Genomic DNA, 15,694 nt, shown 5'->3' on the forward strand with positions numbered 1-15,694 from the left:
TCACACCTGTTCCCATACCGAACACAGAAGTTAAGCTTCTCAGCGCCGATGGTAGTTGGGGCATTGCCCCTGCGAGAGTAGGACGTTGCCAGGCATTATTATTATAATCAAATGTTTATTACCTTTTTATTATCGCGGGGTGGAGCAACGAGCGTTACCTCTACCGAATCCGCTACGAGTAACCCCGAAGCATAAGCTCCTTTGAATATGCTAGAAGATGCAGGGGTCACTTCTTAGATAATACTAACATCTAAATTAGCGCTCAAATTTTCACTTCTATATTATCGCGGGGTGGAGCAGTCTGGTAGCTCGTCGGGCTCATAACCCGAAGGTCGTAGGTTCAAATCCTGCCCCCGCAACCAAAATTTTAAACTTACTGTGTATAATTCACTTATTTAAAAGAAAAATGGTCCGGTAGTTCAGTTGGTTAGAATGCCTGCCTGTCACGCAGGAGGTCGCGGGTTCGAGTCCCGTCCGGACCGCCAGTTTAATTCCATAATACATATTTACACATGGTTTCCACTGAGACCATGTGTTTTTTAATATTAGTAACATGGCAAAGTTTTTGCTATCATTAAATTTAGCTGTACGAGAAGGTTTGGTGATTGCAATGGACGAATTTTCATTTATTGATACGATAAAGCAGTCTATTCATAAACAGTCGACTTTATTAAAAGGTATAGGTGATGATGCGGCTGTTTTTGATTCCTATGAAAAGGAAATAGTGATTTCCAAGGATATGTTTGTAGAGAATGTTCATTTTGCAAAGCATACCATGAAATCGTATCATATAGGTTATAAGGCTTTGGCGGCTAATTTAAGTGATATGGCAGCCATGGGAGCAAAGCCTGCGTTTTATCTTGTTGCTATTTCTATTCCGAGAGATTGGGAAATGACAGAAGTACATTCTATTTTTCAAGGTATGAGGGATTTAGCCGATTTGTTTAATATGGACTTAATAGGCGGAGATACCGTTTCTGGAAAGGAATTAGTTATTTCTATAACGGTTATTGGTTATGGGGAAAAAGATAGAATTCGGTATCGTTCTTTAGCACAAAAAGGTGACATTGTATTTGTAACGGGATTTCTAGGAGACTCACAAGCGGGATTATATATTTTAAACCATCCAGGTAATTATAAAGAGCGTTCGTATTTCATAAACAAACACCAAATGCCTTTTCCAAGAGTAGATTTCGCACTAGGGCTGGAAAGCTTGTTGAGAGTTAGTTTAAATGATATAAGTGATGGAATAGCTAGTGAAGCAAATGAAATAGCGGAGGCATCTAATGTGACTCTAGTGCTTGAAGAGGCAAATATACCGGTACATCCAGCATTTGATCAGTTTAACCCTAAATTACAATATAACTGGAAAATGTTTGGTGGTGAAGATTTTGAGCTGATGGGTACTGTACCTAAAAAAGATTGGGACAAACTATTATTAATTGCAGAAAGAAATAATGTGCAGGTCACTCCAATTGGTTATGTTACATCAAAGCAAGAATTAGGATCCGTGCTAATCGATAATGGAAGCAATAAGATGGAACGTCTAGATAAAAAGGGATACAACCATTTAAGTAGGTGAAATAGTGGAGAAGTATGAATTAAAAACAAATAATGCCGAAGAAACGATAAACGTTGCAGAAAGGCTAGCAAATCTTCTTGATGCAGGTAGTGTTATTACCTTGGAGGGAGATTTGGGGGCGGGAAAAACGACTTTTACAAAAGGACTTGCAAGAGGTCTTGGTATAAGTAGAACCTTAAGTAGTCCGACATTTACGATAGTAAAAGAATACGATGGTAGGCTTCCGCTTTATCATATGGATGTTTATCGATTAGAGGGTTCAGATGAAGATATAGGTTTTGAAGAATATTTTAATGGAAATGGAATTAGTGTTGTAGAATGGGCACAATATATTGAAGATTTTCTTCCATCTGAACGATTAACTATCATTATCAACTATTTGGATGAAGATTCACGACTACTTACATTTGAACCGACTGGATCCCGTTATCAGGATATTGTAGAAGCTTTAGTTGGATAGGAAAAGGAGTAGCAATATGTATACACTAACTATAGATACCTCGACACAGTCATTAGGAGTCGCTATCTTAAAAGATAACGAGGTGTTAGGGGAAATCATCACAAATATCGCTAAAAACCATTCAGTTCGCTTAATGCCGGCAATAGATTATTTATTGCAAGAAGTAGGCTTGGAGCCTAAGCAGTTAAGTAAAATTGTTGTGGCAAAAGGTCCAGGCTCTTATACTGGAGTTCGAATTGGACTGACAACTGCTAAAACCCTAGCATGGTCATTAAAAATACCAGTCGTAGGAGTATCTAGTTTGGAAGGACTGGCCTATCGGGGATTACTGACCAATTCTCTAATCTGTCCTTTTTTCGATGCTAGAAGGGGTTTAATTTATACTGGATTATATAAGGTTAATGGAGATAGCTTGGTGCTGGTAGAGAAAGAGCAAAATGTTTTAATTGAGGATTGGCTAAAGCAATTAGAAAAGATGGAACGTAATATCCTATTTATTAGTCCGGATATTCAGAAGCACCGTCAACTGATTAAAGAAAGGCTATCATCATATGCAGAAATACCAGAGATGCCTTACCATATCATGAATCCTTCTGACTTAGCTCTAGCAGCTATAGATAAGGTTGAAGATCAAGTACATACCTTGACACCAAATTATTTAAGGTTAGCTGAGGCAGAAGCAAAATGGATAAAAGCGCAAGAGGATAAAGCCAATGGCTGATGTATTAATTCGAGAAATGGAATTAGCAGATATTCGTGGGGTAATGACTGTGGAAGCTGCCTCTTTCACTACACCTTGGACGGAAGCAATTTTTAGACAGGAAATAACAGAAAATAAGTATGCTCATTACTATGTTATGGAACTAGCAGATAAAATAGTTGGCTATGTTGGAATGTGGATTGTTCATGATGATGCACAGATTACGAATATTGCTATATTACCTGACTTTCGTGGCAAGAAATTGGGGGAAACATTATTTCGATTTTCCTTACAAAAAGCGGTTAGGTTAGGTGTTACTCGCCTGTCATTAGAAGTAAGAGTAACAAATATAATAGCTCAACGGATGTATCGTAAGTTTGGCCTAGTTCCTGGAGGGCTTCGAAAACAATATTATACGGATAATAATGAGGATGCGCTTGTAATGTGGGTGAATTTAACATGAAGGATACATATATACTTGGAATTGAAACTAGCTGTGATGAGACAGCAGTAGCTATTGTAAAAAATGGTAGGGAAATTATTTCAAATGTTGTGGCATCCCAAATCGAAAGTCATAAGCGATTTGGTGGAGTTGTTCCAGAAATAGCCTCTAGACATCATGTGGAGCAGATTACACTTGTTCTAGAAGAGGCCTTTCAAGAATCAGACTTGAGCTTTAATGATATAGATGCGATTGCAGTTACGGAAGGACCAGGTTTAGTTGGAGCATTGCTTATCGGTGTAAATGCAGCAAAAGCCCTAGCATTTGCAAATAATAAACCGCTTGTTGGGGTCCACCATATTGCAGGACATATTTATGCCAATCGATTGATGGAAGAGTTTCAATTTCCACTTTTAGCTTTAATTGTTTCAGGTGGACATACAGAGTTAGTCCTAATGAAGGAACATGGCAGTTATGAAGTAATTGGTGAGACAAGAGATGATGCAGCTGGTGAAGCATATGATAAAGTGGCAAGGATGCTTAATCTACCGTACCCAGGTGGTCCACATATAGACCGTTTAGCAAGAGAGGGAGAAATCTCTATTGATTTTCCTCGTGCTTGGCTAGAAGAGGATAGCTATGATTTTAGCTTTAGTGGGTTGAAATCCGCGGTTATCAACAAAATCCATAATGCCAATCAGAAGGGGATTACATTAAAACCAGAGGATATCGCTGCAAGTTTTCAAGCAAGTGTTATTGATGTACTAGTCACAAAAACCGTGAAAGCAGCTAAACAATATCAAGTAAAGCAAGTTATAGTGGCCGGAGGGGTAGCTGCGAATAGGGGATTACGTGCTGAATTAGAGGCGAGGTTCTCTGAAACTGGAATACCTTTATTAATTCCTCCATTAAAGCTATGCACCGATAATGCAGCAATGATTGCTGCTGCAGGTACTATAGATTTTGAAAAGGGAAAACGAGCAGGTTTAGATTTAAATGCGAATCCATCGTTACTATTAAAATAAAAAATATCCACAGCTATTGTGGATGTTTTTTTATATACTTTGGTAAAATAGATTTTTACCTGTTGACAACAGTAGTGGATAACTCTTGTTTGATTTGTGGATAATGTGCATAACTTTGTTGATAATTGATAATAAAAGAGTTTATAAGGAACATGGATTGTGGATAAGGTCATCATTTCATTCGGAGCAGTTTGCATCTACAATCCTTCATACATAATATCTATTCATTCCCTTAACCTATATAAAAAAATGCCATCATTGTGATGGCATTTTAGTCTGATTATCTATTTTAAAAGCTATTTGTCTTTATTCTTCCTGTAAAGCTGTCCATTCTTCCATTAGCTTTTCAATTTCTTGTTTTACCTGATTCGTCTTATTGGTATATTCCAAAGCCTTCTCGTGGTTTTCATAGACTTCTGGCTCGGTCATTTTTTCCTCAAGCTGTACTAATTCTTCTTCCAATTTTTCAATCGTTTCTTCTAAATTGGCGATTTGTCTTTCACGCTTCCGTTGCTCGCTTTGAAGCTTTTTCTCTTCTTTAAAGCTTAACCGTTTTTCATTTGGTTTCTTGTCATGCTTATCTTCATTTTGTAAACGCTCAAGCTCGGCCTCTTCTTCCTTCTTTTCTAAATAATAATCATAATCACCAAGATAAACCGTAGCACCACCTTGTTTCATTTCAACCACTTTATCAGCTATTTTGTTTATAAAATAACGGTCGTGGGATACAAAAATGATGGTACCTGGAAAATCAATTAATGCTGCCTCTAAGACTTCTTTACTATCTATATCTAAATGGTTTGTTGGCTCGTCCAGAATTAATAAATTTGCTTTTTGCATTCGAAGCTTAGCAAGTGCTAGGCGGGCTTTCTCACCACCACTTAGAGATTGTACTGGCTTTAAGACATCATCACCAGAGAATAAGAAGTTTCCTAGTACGGTTCGAATATCCTTTTCATTCACTGTTGGATACTCATCCCAAAGCTCATTTAGGACTGTTTTATGTGAGCTAAGATTTGCTTGTTCTTGGTCATAATAACCGATTTGAACGTTCGTACCAAGCTGAATTGCTCCACTAGATGGATTTAACTTTCCTAAAATGTTTTTTAGTAACGTTGTTTTACCAACTCCATTTGGACCAACAAGTGCTATACTTTCCCCACGTGTTATGTGAAAGGAGACATGCTCAAATAGTGGCTCTGCCTCATTTTCATAACGAAAAGCAAGATCTTGTATTTTCAGTACATCATTTCCACTCCGTTTCGTAATTTCAAAGGTGATGGAAGCAGATGACTCGTCACCAAGTGGTCTGTCTATTCGATCCATTTTTTCGAGCTGTTTTCGCCTGCTTTGCGCTCGTTTTGTTGTCGAGGCTCTTACAATATTTCGTTGTACAAACTCTTCTAGCTTTTTTATTTCGGTCTGTTGCTTTTCAAATTCTTTCATTTCTTGCTCAAAGTTCAAAGCCTTTTGCCTAAGAAAATCACTATATGACCCATGATACTTTTTCGTGCGATGGCGGGATATTTCATACACAATAGATACCGTCTTGTCTAAAAAGTAGCGGTCATGGGATACGATGACAACCGCACCAGGATAGCCAACTAAGTATTTTTCTAACCATGTCAATGTTTCAATATCTAAATGGTTTGTTGGCTCATCTAGGATTAACAGATTAGGCTTCTTTAATAAAAGCTTCCCTAATGCAAGACGCGTTTTTTGACCACCACTTAATTCATTGATTGGTGTTTGGTCATCATAGTCTAGAAAACTAAGTCCAGCTAAAACGGCTTTTATTTCAGATTGATATGCATAACCACCATTTGATTCGAATTCGTGCTGTAGGCGATCATACTCGGATAATAACTTGGAAGATTCATCCGCATCTAGCTGACCTAGGTTCGCCATTTTACCTTCCATTTCACGAAGTTTATTTTCCTGCTGAATTAATTCTTGAAAGACTTCAAGCATTTCATTCCATATGGTATTACCTGACTCTAAGCCAGTATGCTGGGATAAGTAGCCAATCGTTAAGTCCTTCGGTTTTATAAGTTCACCAGTATCATAAGTCATTTCATTTGCCATAATTTTTAATAGGGTTGACTTACCAGCACCATTACGGCCAACGATTGCAATACGGTCTTTATCTTTTATCTCTAGTTTTATATTAGCTAATATTTCCTCGGCACCGAATGATTTGGAAATATCATTTAATTGCATAATTATCATAATGTCACCTCTAGTACTATCAGTTTATCTTACAAAGTACGATTTCGGCAATATACACATAAGCAAAATTGTGAAAACACTCACACTACCTTATAAAAATTTGTTAAAATAGAAATGGATATAGTAAATAATGTTATTAGAGATTAGATTGGATGACTAGGGATACATTAATTAAGGAGGAATAAGCTTGGATCAAAATAAAATACCACAAGCTACAGCAAAGCGACTTCCACTATATTATCGCTTTTTAAATAATTTACAAATGCAAGGAAAAACACGTGTGTCTTCGAAAGAATTAAGTGATGCTGTGAAAGTAGATTCAGCTACGATTCGCAGGGATTTTTCTTATTTCGGTGCGCTCGGAAAAAAAGGTTATGGATATAATGTGGAGTACTTGCTAGGTTTTTTCCGTAAAACATTGGATCAGGATGAGATTACTGATGTAGCCTTAATTGGTGTAGGGAATTTAGGTACGGCATTTCTTCATTATAACTTTATGAAAAATAATAATACGAAAATAAAAATTGCTTTTGATGCCGATGACAATAAGGTAGGACAAACTATTGGTGGTGTACCTATCTACCATATTAATGAGCTAGAAGAGAGACTAGATGATGTGAAGGTAGCTATCTTGACTATTCCAGCTATGGAAGCGGATCGTGTGACAGAGAGGTTAGTGGCTCAGGGGATAAAGGGGATTCTTAATTTTACTCCTGCAAGGATTACAGTACCAGATGATATTCGGGTTCACCATATTGATTTAGCTGTAGAGCTTCAAGCATTAGTCTATTTTTTAAAGCATTACCCGCTAGAAAAAACAGAACTATATAGTGAGTAAAAAGGAGTAGCATGTTGCTACCCCTTTTTTATTTTCTTTAATTTATAGTGTAATCGTAAATAACGAATGCCTGTCACAATATCTAGTGTAGCAATAACTGCTAAGAAGATGGTAAGAAAGTTCCATACCGTCTCATCCGCATATCGAACGGCAAAGTATATAAACACAATGGCCATAGCAAAATAGATGAGTGCCATTGTCCTGGCAGTAAATCGCATATTTTATATACCTCCAATTAAAATCATCTGAATACTATCTACCTGCTTTTGTAATCTCTCTAAGTCCTCAGGGGAAAAAGTAAATTGTACGATGACGGAAATGGTATTTAACGTCATATGGACAATTATTGGTACGATGATTGATTTTGTTTTTATATATAAGAATGCAAAGACAAATCCCATGGATGCATAAATGAGAAGATGCTCTGGTTCCCCATGGATAATCCCGAATATAAAGGCTGACAAAAGAGCAGCAATAAAGAAATTGGTCCGTTCATAGAGAGATCCGAAAATAATCTTACGGAAGATAACTTCTTCTAGAATCGGCGCAATTATTGCTGGAATAACCGCAAACAATGGGACAGCTCTTGTTATGTCCATAATGTTTTGGGTATTTTCTGAACCAAGCTCAATACCTAGTATATTGGTCTCTATTACTCCTGCGATAGCTTGTGCAAAGTAAGCCATAAAAACACCCAGGATGGCCCATAAGGCTATATTTTCAGTACTAGGGCGACTACGAGTTTGCTTTAATTCCATATCCGGCTTCATTAAAGTCAATATAACAATTAACCCGATTACAAAACTAGCTATCATCGTGTAATAGACGGATACCATTAATGCATGATTCGAAAAAAATTGTTTTAGGATTGGTATATAAATACCACCTGAAAGTTGCACAATGATGTAGGTTAGTATGACCAACCAGTACCTTTTTGGCAATGAAAACAGCTCCTTAAAGTCTACATAGGTTGTTATCAGTATCGTACATAATGCGAAATGTTCCTGTGTATTGTATCATATTCATCGTCTATATAATAATAGAATAAACCTGTACAAGAAAAATTAAAAAATTTCGTTGCATGGTGCTTGCAAAACCAAACAAAATTATTTATTATATTAATTGGAATTAGCACTCAACAGTTATGAGTGCTAACAATCATTTTATAAAAACACTTTAAAAGAATTAAGGAGGTTGTCTACATGATTAAACCACTAGGAGATCGTGTTGTAATCGAGCTTGTTGAGCAAGAAGAGAAGACTGCAAGCGGTATTGTGCTTCCAGACTCTGCAAAGGAAAAGCCACAAGAAGGACGCATTGTCGCAGTAGGTTCTGGCCGCGTCACAGAAAGTGGAGAAAGAGTTCAACTTGAGGTTTCAGAGGGAGATCGTATCATCTTCTCTAAATTTGCTGGAACTGAAGTGAAGTACGATGGAAAAGAATACTTAATTCTACGTGAAAGCGATATTTTAGCTGTTGTTCAATAACAATTAGAATGAAAGCATTAATAATAACAATTATTTCTAAGGAGGGCATTATATATGGCTAAAGAAATTAAGTTTAGTGAAGACGCACGCAGCGCAATGCTTCGTGGTGTGGATACATTAGCTAATGCTGTAAAAGTAACTTTAGGACCTAAAGGTCGTAACGTTGTTCTAGATAAGAAATTTGGTTCACCTCTAATTACGAACGATGGTGTAACCATTGCAAAAGAAATTGAACTAGAAGATGCATTTGAAAACATGGGTGCAAAGCTTGTATCTGAAGTTGCATCAAAAACAAATGATGTTGCTGGAGACGGTACAACAACTGCTACAGTACTTGCACAAGCAATGATTCGTGAAGGACTAAAGAACGTTACATCAGGTGCAAACCCTGTAGGTATTCGTCGTGGTATTGAAAAAGCTGTTACTACTGCAGTGGAAGAGCTACATGCTATTTCAAAACCAATTGAAGGAAAAGAATCCATTGCACAAGTAGCTGCAATTTCTTCCGCTGATGATGAGGTTGGTAACTTAATTGCAGAAGCAATGGAACGTGTTGGTAACGATGGAGTTATTACAATCGAAGAGTCAAAAGGCTTCTCTACAGAACTAGAAGTTGTAGAAGGTATGCAATTTGACCGTGGATATGCTTCTCCATACATGGTTACTGACCAAGATAAAATGGAAGCAGTTCTAGAAAATCCATATATCCTAATCACTGATAAGAAAATCAGCAATATCCAAGAAATTTTACCAGTGCTTGAGCAAGTAGTTCAACAAGGTAAATCACTATTATTAATTGCTGAGGATGTTGAAGGTGAAGCACTAGCTACACTAGTACTAAACAAGCTTCGCGGTTCATTCAACGCTGTAGCTGTTAAAGCTCCAGGATTCGGTGATCGTCGTAAAGCAATGCTTGAAGATATTGCTATCCTAACTGGTGGTCAAGTGATTACAGAAGATCTTGGCTTAGAGCTTAAGAGTGCAACTATTGAGCAACTAGGTAACGCATCTAAAGTTGTTGTCACAAAAGAACATACAACAATTGTTGAAGGTGCTGGAAACCCAGAAGCTATTTCAGCTCGTGTATCTCAAATCCGTGCTCAAGCAGAAGAAACTACTTCTGAGTTCGATAAGGAAAAATTACAAGAGCGTCTTGCTAAATTAGCAGGTGGTGTAGCAGTTATCAAAGTTGGTGCTGCAACTGAAACGGAACTAAAAGAACGTAAATTACGTATCGAAGACGCATTAAACTCAACTCGTGCAGCTGTTGAAGAAGGTATCGTTGCTGGTGGTGGTACTGCACTAGTTAACGTATACAACAAAGTAGCTGGCTTAAGCCTAGAAGGTGACGAAGCAACAGGAGCTAAAATTGTTCTTCGTGCACTAGAAGAGCCAGTACGCCAAATCGCAATTAACGCAGGTCTAGAAGGATCTGTAATTGTAGAACGTCTAAAAGGCGAAGCAATTGGTGTTGGTTTCAACGCAGCAACTGGAGAATGGGTAAACATGGTTGATTCTGGTATTGTAGACCCAACTAAAGTAACTCGTTCTGCACTACAAAACGCAGCATCTGTAGCGGCTATGTTCCTAACTACTGAAGCAGTAGTAGCTGACATTCCTGAAGAGAATGCTGGCGGCGGAATGCCTGATATGGGTGGAATGGGTGGAATGATGTAAGGCTTTTGAGCCAAACATCTGAGAAATAGTTAAAGCTATACTTCACCCTTTCTGAGAACCAGTCATGTAAATGATTTTTTTCTAAAGTATAGACTACTTCCTAATTTACGGAGGTAGTCTTTTTATGTTGTTAAAATTTGCTTTTCAAGATTTTTTGGATGATAGGAGATTTAAGAACGCAACGAAGACGAACATAAGGAATTATCAGACGTTGCTTGGAGAATTTATCAATTATTGCATTGATAATGGAGTAGTAAATGTGGGAGACATTAATTACAGCCATATTAAGCAATACCTATGGGAATGCCAAGAGAAAGGACATAATTTATATATGTGAAGCAATCAAAAATTAACCTAAACAATAGGATACTTACATAATTCTAGTAACAAACTATTTTATTGAGTTAGTTATTAACTTGTTACATTATGAATAGCTTGATATGATTATTGTAAAGAAATTGTAATGTAAAAATAAACGATTAAAGAAAATCACGATAGAATTTGTAGAGGAAAATTAAATTAGATAACTAATAAGTTCATAGTTTTATAGTTTTACTAGAAATACTATTTTAAAAAGGAGGTAAAAGAAATGACTATGCTCGAGGTAATGGCTCCATATACTACTGATGCCAGTCCTAGTTGGAACGGTTATAATCATCAAGGTAAAGTAGCGATTTATGTAGCTTTAAAGTTGATGGAGGAAATCCCTAAAGGAGATATAGAAAAATTTGAGATAGAATTAGAATGGCTTGAAGATTTTTCTATTAAAAAAGAGGGAAGATATATTTCTATACACCAAGTTAAAACAATGCCAGACACAGCTACATCATCATATAAAGAAGCAACTTGGTTATTATTAGCAAAATTGTTAGAAATAAAAGAGCTCGAAAATGCTTATTTACATGTCACTCAAAAATTAACAAACTTTGAAAAACTCGAGGAAAAATTACTAACGTATACAATGAATGAAAAGGAGACAGGTAAAGCTAAATCAAAAGGTAAAAAATATGCTAGTTCAATAGAATGTCGTGATAAAGTTATTGGGTCCGGAAAGTATCATGATTTATTTGAAAAATTTGATTTATATGAGTACGAAAATGGTAATTATTTTTGTTCACTTGAAGAGATAGAAGAACTTATTAAAGCTAGATTAAAACAAATTATTGGAACTGCAGCTACAGAGACAAGAGTGGTTAGAGCGTATCACTTTTTATTAGGTTTAATAGATAAGAATATTCGAGAGAGACAAATTGATATTCAATCGGGAAATAAAGTGGAAAAAGTATCAATAAATTTTATAGAAATTCAAAAAGTAGTGCAACATAATTTTGAATCAGTTAGTAAAGAATATGCAGCGTATTTTTTAAAGAATGAATTTAATAGTATTTCTCAAAGTTATTTAGATGATTTACAAGAGGAATATCAAATGGAAACAATATCGGCTGAAGAAATACTTCTAGTAAATAAAATAATTAAACAGATTTATGAACTGGATGATGAGCAGTTCTTAGAGTTTTGTTTAAAAATTACACCAAACAATGAAGTTAATAAAGATCATCCCGACCATATTGTAAAAATGATACAGCAATGTTTAAACCGAACAGGATTAAATGATGGTTTCTTCGAAATAACAAAACAAGTAAAAAAGGAATTGGAACAAAACATGTGGGTCTACAATCAAAAAAATCAGGAAGGAATAAATGTTACATACTTACCATCAACAATAATTGATAAAAATCATCCAGTTCGAAATCAAAAATTGGCTAAAGCTATCTTAAATAATGCACATCCAGAATTATTAAATGAAGTAGATAAGATTATTACAACTTCTATCAATATGGATACGTTAGAGGATACTAAATTTCATTCAAATGTCCCCGAGCCAGAGGATTTAGAGATGCAGAGATCAAATGATTACCATGATAGGATCACCAAAATTAAAAATATTAGCCTAATAGATTTAAATAACGCTAAGGGAGAAATAATCAATTGAATAAGATAATAAGACAAATATTTTATGATAATGGTTTTAGTAATATTGAATTAGAAACTCCCTTCGAAGGGAACCTTGTTGATTTTTGGGTGAATAACAGTAAGTATGCTGTAAATTATTATTTAGTATTGTATGTGGATGATATAAAGGAAGATTTTTTATCTAATGAAGTGCCGACATATTTTAATTCTATAAAGAAATTAGTAAATGGATATGATGAAAAAATGGATAAAAATCTATCGATGATTGTTTGTGTGAATACGACCAATAGTAAAACAAAAAAAATAACTGATAAAATATTTGAAATTGAAGAGGATCCTTATTTCTTTAAAAAGTATGTAATTACTTATAATATAGATAGCTATAAACAATTAGAAAAGTTGTTCGGAGGAAAGGACGAAAGTTCCAATAGCATATTAAATAGAATTATCAATGATACTAATAAGTTTTTAGCTTTTAAAAAGAATGAAGAAAATGACACTACTGTTTTATATGAAATATGCACAAAGTTAATGATTAAAATACCTTTTTTAAGGCTAGAAAAGAGACTGGAAAAAATGGAAGATCTAAGTGCAGTAATAAATGAAGAATTGCAACAAAAAGAACTATTTACATTTAAAGATACCCTACTTAACCTTGATGAAAATAATGAGAAAATATCAGACAATATTCTTACTTTAATAGAGGATGGTATTGAGTGATGAATAGATATAAAATTAGTAGAATTTATTTGAAAAATTTTAAGCATATTGAAGAGCTGTTATTGGATTTTTCAGGAACAGACTTGATTGTATTAGATGGGCCAAATGGATTTGGAAAAACTACTATTTTCGATGCTATAGAATTAATATTAACAGGAGTAATAAGTCGAATAAAGAACACAGTTGATGGGCGGTATGGATTCCGTGAGGTTCTATTTTCGAATAATCATGATGTAGACACCGAAATCAAAGTCGAATTTTCAGGTGAGATTGAGAACTTGATTATTGGCAAGAGAATTAATTCTAAAAATAGCTTTAAAGCTGTAGATAAAAAGCCTGATAACTGGGATATTTTTGAAACATATCTATTATCCGACTTTAATATACCTATTGAAGAAGGAAAAATTATTACCCAAGAAGAAATTGGAAGCATTCTATCGATAGACAACTTAAAAAGATATTTTAGCCTTTTTTATTATGTTCAACAAGAAGAAAACACTTTATTTTTAAAGCAGGATGCTAAAGATAGAATGGATGATATTTCGCAATTATTTGATACATATAAAGAGGAAAGAGAGTTAGAAAAGTTAGAAAAATTGAAGTACAAAATCACCAGTGAATTAAGAGAGATAGATGGACCAAAAGGCTTATTAGCTGATAGGAAAAAAACCATAGAATTATTGAAAAATGGGTTAAAAGAGATAAAATCTGAAAACATAAAAGAAGTAGAGTTTTTTTCGCTTTTAGAAGAAAAGGAAAATATTAAAGAGTGGGATAAAGAGTTAACGATAGTAAATAAAGAAAGTAGAGATAAGTTCTTACAGGAACTAAGAGAAATATATATTCTTGTTAAAGATCGAGAAAAATTTAGGGATACTGAATTTAATAATTATATTTATAAAGTTATAGAAAATAAAACACTTCTTAAACAAACTATCCTTACATATAATCAACTTGAAAATTACCAAAGTATAAAAAAATTAAGAGATAATGAAGTGTCATTAAAAAGAATAAAAAATAAACTTAGTAAAGAGAATTTGAAGGATAACTTAAATATTACTTATTTCAAGGAATTAAACAACATATTAGACACTTCGATAAATACTGATGACATTCTAAATGAAATAGACAGTCTGAAAGTTTATAAATCAAGAATGGGTGAGGTTTCTGAGTTAATTCATCAGTTGAATCTTACGAGGGAATCATTATTAGTTCAGTTTAATAAAATTAAAGAGGAATTCGATAATACAAAATGCCCTTTGTGTGGAAGCCAATTTAAATCGTATGAACAATTGATTGCTTCAATTGATGAGAAGAAAACACTGTTTTTAGAAATGTTAGATGAAGATACAAAAAAATATGATGAATTTTATAATGAGTTTTTCTTTAAATATGTTAATAATACTTTGTTATTAATAGAAGGATACTTATCGACAGAAGATAATATTGTGGATGAGGACTTTTATAATGAATTGGTTAGTGCTATATCTAATAAATCTTCTATAAATCAATTTGTTCAATGGTGTAAAAAAAACAATTTGGATATTAATATATTTTTAAACAATGGATTCAAGAAGCAAGATGATGATTTAGAAACAAGGTTATCGCGACTTATCGAATACTTATTACAGCAGATAAAACCTGTGGTAGACAGTTATTCTAACCACAAAGACAATGTGAAAATATTGAGTTCAGTTTTCAAGAATGATCTTAAGAAAGTTTTTAAAATCGACTTGGAGGATATAATTAAAAAAGTTCAATATATAGAGTATCAATATTATTATAATAGTACTGAAAGTATAAATAATCTACAGAAAGAAATTGATTATATAACTGTGAAATTGAGTAAGTTAAAACTGGCTCAGCAAAAGTTCGAAGCAATTATAGATATATATAAAGAAAGAATACTTGATCATTGGAAAAACATTATTAGAGATATTGAAATACCATTTTATATTTACAGTGGTAAGATTATACAAAACTATCAAAAAGGCTGTGGCTTATTCATAAGTGAAAGTGACAATTTTGGCCAAAAAAGTATCAAATTTGTTTCCGATATGAAATTTGATCATGATGCTATTAACTATCTATCATCGGGACAGTTATCTGGTTTAGCAATTGCACTTACATTAGCTTTAAACAAAGTATATGGAGAGAAGTCTATCGATTTAATTATGATAGATGATCCAGTTCAAACAATGGATGAAATTAACATTGCTTCATTGACTGAGATACTTAGAAATGAATTTAAGGAAAAACAGATAATAATGTCTACTCATGAAGAAGAAGTATCTAGGTATATACGTTATAAATTTGCAAAATATAATTTAAATACCAAAAGAATAAATATTAAAAACGAAATTTATTCCAATAGTATTTAAAGTGAAAGGGTTCCAGTCAATGGCTAGAAATAATTTTACAATTTTTACACATAGCAATTAAAACAAATAATATGTAATGCTAACTTTTTGCTAACTACTTTTTAATTTTCATTGAATGTTATGGAATATTAAGATAGATAAATGCTTGTAATATCGTACTTTTGCTGTTGTATGTTTAT

At 34.1% G+C, this 15,694-nt stretch carries 14 protein-coding genes, 2 tRNA genes and 1 rRNA gene; 14 read left to right on the plus strand and 3 right to left on the minus strand.

From position 1 onward, the window contains the following. From rrf to tsaD, 8 genes are all read left to right on the plus strand, one after another. Positions 1-94: ribosomal RNA gene (gene rrf / locus HNR27_RS08795) — 5S ribosomal RNA — on the plus strand; the annotation flags it as partial. A 191-nt stretch (positions 95-285) separates the two neighbouring features. Further along, positions 286-362, plus strand: a tRNA-Met gene (locus tag HNR27_RS08800). Between the two features lie 46 nt (positions 363-408). Continuing rightward, positions 409-485 (plus strand) — tRNA-Asp (locus HNR27_RS08805). Positions 486-610: 125 nt separating this feature from the next. Beyond that, a complete protein-coding gene (thiL, locus tag HNR27_RS08810; protein ID WP_429339506.1) occupies positions 611-1,582 on the plus strand; it encodes a thiamine-phosphate kinase in 972 nt (323 codons plus the stop codon). Positions 1,583-1,586: 4 nt separating this feature from the next. Next, positions 1,587-2,042, plus strand: a complete 456-nt coding sequence (gene tsaE / locus HNR27_RS08815; RefSeq protein WP_212921575.1) for a tRNA (adenosine(37)-N6)-threonylcarbamoyltransferase complex ATPase subunit type 1 TsaE — start codon at positions 1,587-1,589, stop codon at positions 2,040-2,042. Positions 2,043-2,058: 16 nt separating this feature from the next. After that, complete coding sequence (tsaB, locus tag HNR27_RS08820) at positions 2,059-2,763, plus strand: tRNA (adenosine(37)-N6)-threonylcarbamoyltransferase complex dimerization subunit type 1 TsaB (RefSeq protein ID WP_429339507.1); 705 nt, start codon at positions 2,059-2,061, stop codon at positions 2,761-2,763. Next, complete coding sequence (gene rimI / locus HNR27_RS08825) at positions 2,756-3,205, plus strand: ribosomal protein S18-alanine N-acetyltransferase (protein ID WP_212921573.1); 450 nt, start codon at positions 2,756-2,758, stop codon at positions 3,203-3,205. Before tsaB ends, rimI begins: the two co-directional genes overlap by 8 nt. After that, positions 3,202-4,209 (plus strand): tRNA (adenosine(37)-N6)-threonylcarbamoyltransferase complex transferase subunit TsaD, encoded by a 1,008-nt coding sequence (tsaD, locus tag HNR27_RS08830; protein ID WP_429339508.1) that lies wholly within the window; start codon positions 3,202-3,204, stop codon positions 4,207-4,209. The genes rimI and tsaD overlap by 4 nt, the downstream gene beginning before the upstream one ends. Before the next feature lie 306 nt (positions 4,210-4,515). Here the strand turns inward: tsaD and HNR27_RS08835 are convergent, their stop codons facing one another. Then, positions 4,516-6,438 (minus strand): ABC-F family ATP-binding cassette domain-containing protein, encoded by a 1,923-nt coding sequence (locus tag HNR27_RS08835; RefSeq protein WP_429339509.1) that lies wholly within the window; start codon positions 6,436-6,438, stop codon positions 4,516-4,518. A 187-nt stretch (positions 6,439-6,625) separates the two neighbouring features. On the opposite strand from HNR27_RS08835, the gene HNR27_RS08840 reads away from it, so the two are divergent. After that, positions 6,626-7,276 carry a redox-sensing transcriptional repressor Rex gene (locus tag HNR27_RS08840; protein WP_212921570.1) on the plus strand — a complete coding sequence of 217 codons (651 nt, stop codon included), beginning with the start codon at positions 6,626-6,628 and terminating at the stop codon, positions 7,274-7,276. Positions 7,277-7,293: 17 nt separating this feature from the next. Here HNR27_RS08840 and HNR27_RS08845 read toward each other — a convergent pair whose 3' ends face one another. Together HNR27_RS08845 and HNR27_RS08850 are read right to left on the minus strand one after the other, a co-directional pair. After that, complete coding sequence (locus HNR27_RS08845) at positions 7,294-7,494, minus strand: YdiK family protein (RefSeq protein ID WP_212921569.1); 201 nt, start codon at positions 7,492-7,494, stop codon at positions 7,294-7,296. 3 nt (positions 7,495-7,497) lie between these two features. Then, on the minus strand, positions 7,498-8,217 hold the full coding sequence (locus tag HNR27_RS08850; RefSeq protein WP_212921568.1) for a CPBP family intramembrane glutamic endopeptidase: 720 nt from the start codon (positions 8,215-8,217) through the stop codon (positions 7,498-7,500). A 243-nt stretch (positions 8,218-8,460) separates the two neighbouring features. Between HNR27_RS08850 and groES the strand changes: the two genes are divergently transcribed. From groES to HNR27_RS08875, 5 genes are all read left to right on the plus strand, one after another. Next, on the plus strand, positions 8,461-8,763 hold the full coding sequence (groES, locus tag HNR27_RS08855; protein ID WP_280530757.1) for a co-chaperone GroES: 303 nt from the start codon (positions 8,461-8,463) through the stop codon (positions 8,761-8,763). Positions 8,764-8,817: 54 nt separating this feature from the next. Beyond that, a complete protein-coding gene (gene groL / locus HNR27_RS08860) occupies positions 8,818-10,440 on the plus strand; it encodes a chaperonin GroEL (RefSeq protein ID WP_212921566.1) in 1,623 nt (540 codons plus the stop codon). A gap of 589 nt (positions 10,441-11,029) precedes the next feature. After that, positions 11,030-12,433, plus strand: a complete 1,404-nt coding sequence (locus HNR27_RS08865) for an ABC-three component system protein (protein ID WP_429339510.1) — start codon at positions 11,030-11,032, stop codon at positions 12,431-12,433. Further along, the gene (locus HNR27_RS08870) at positions 12,430-13,134 is read left to right on the plus strand and encodes an ABC-three component system middle component 1 (RefSeq protein ID WP_429339511.1); all 705 of its coding nucleotides are present in this window, start codon (positions 12,430-12,432) and stop codon (positions 13,132-13,134) included. Before HNR27_RS08865 ends, HNR27_RS08870 begins: the two co-directional genes overlap by 4 nt. Beyond that, the gene (locus HNR27_RS08875; RefSeq protein WP_429339640.1) at positions 13,134-15,515 is read left to right on the plus strand and encodes an ATP-binding protein; all 2,382 of its coding nucleotides are present in this window, start codon (positions 13,134-13,136) and stop codon (positions 15,513-15,515) included. Before HNR27_RS08870 ends, HNR27_RS08875 begins: the two co-directional genes overlap by 1 nt. Positions 15,516-15,694 lie beyond the last annotated feature (179 nt).

The organism is Ornithinibacillus bavariensis (genome assembly GCF_050433565.1).
Classification (GTDB): Bacteria; Bacillota; Bacilli; order Bacillales; family Amphibacillaceae; genus Ornithinibacillus; species Ornithinibacillus bavariensis.

What these genes read in the sequence shown, in the direction of transcription:
- rimI (WP_212921573.1), top strand. Translation starts at nt 2,756, where the DNA reads ATGGCTGATGTATTAATTCGAGAAATGGAATTAGCAGATATTCGTGGG.
- HNR27_RS08865 (WP_429339510.1), top strand. Translation starts at nt 11,030, where the DNA reads ATGACTATGCTCGAGGTAATGGCTCCATATACTACTGATGCCAGTCCT.
- HNR27_RS08835 (WP_429339509.1), bottom strand. Translation starts at nt 6,438, where the DNA reads ATGATAATTATGCAATTAAATGATATTTCCAAATCATTCGGTGCCGAG.
- HNR27_RS08845 (WP_212921569.1), bottom strand. Translation starts at nt 7,494, where the DNA reads ATGCGATTTACTGCCAGGACAATGGCACTCATCTATTTTGCTATGGCC.
- tsaD (WP_429339508.1), top strand. Translation starts at nt 3,202, where the DNA reads ATGAAGGATACATATATACTTGGAATTGAAACTAGCTGTGATGAGACA.
- tsaB (WP_429339507.1), top strand. Translation starts at nt 2,059, where the DNA reads ATGTATACACTAACTATAGATACCTCGACACAGTCATTAGGAGTCGCT.
- HNR27_RS08875 (WP_429339640.1), top strand. Translation starts at nt 13,134, where the DNA reads ATGAATAGATATAAAATTAGTAGAATTTATTTGAAAAATTTTAAGCAT.
- thiL (WP_429339506.1), top strand. Translation starts at nt 611, where the DNA reads ATGGACGAATTTTCATTTATTGATACGATAAAGCAGTCTATTCATAAA.
- groL (WP_212921566.1), top strand. Translation starts at nt 8,818, where the DNA reads ATGGCTAAAGAAATTAAGTTTAGTGAAGACGCACGCAGCGCAATGCTT.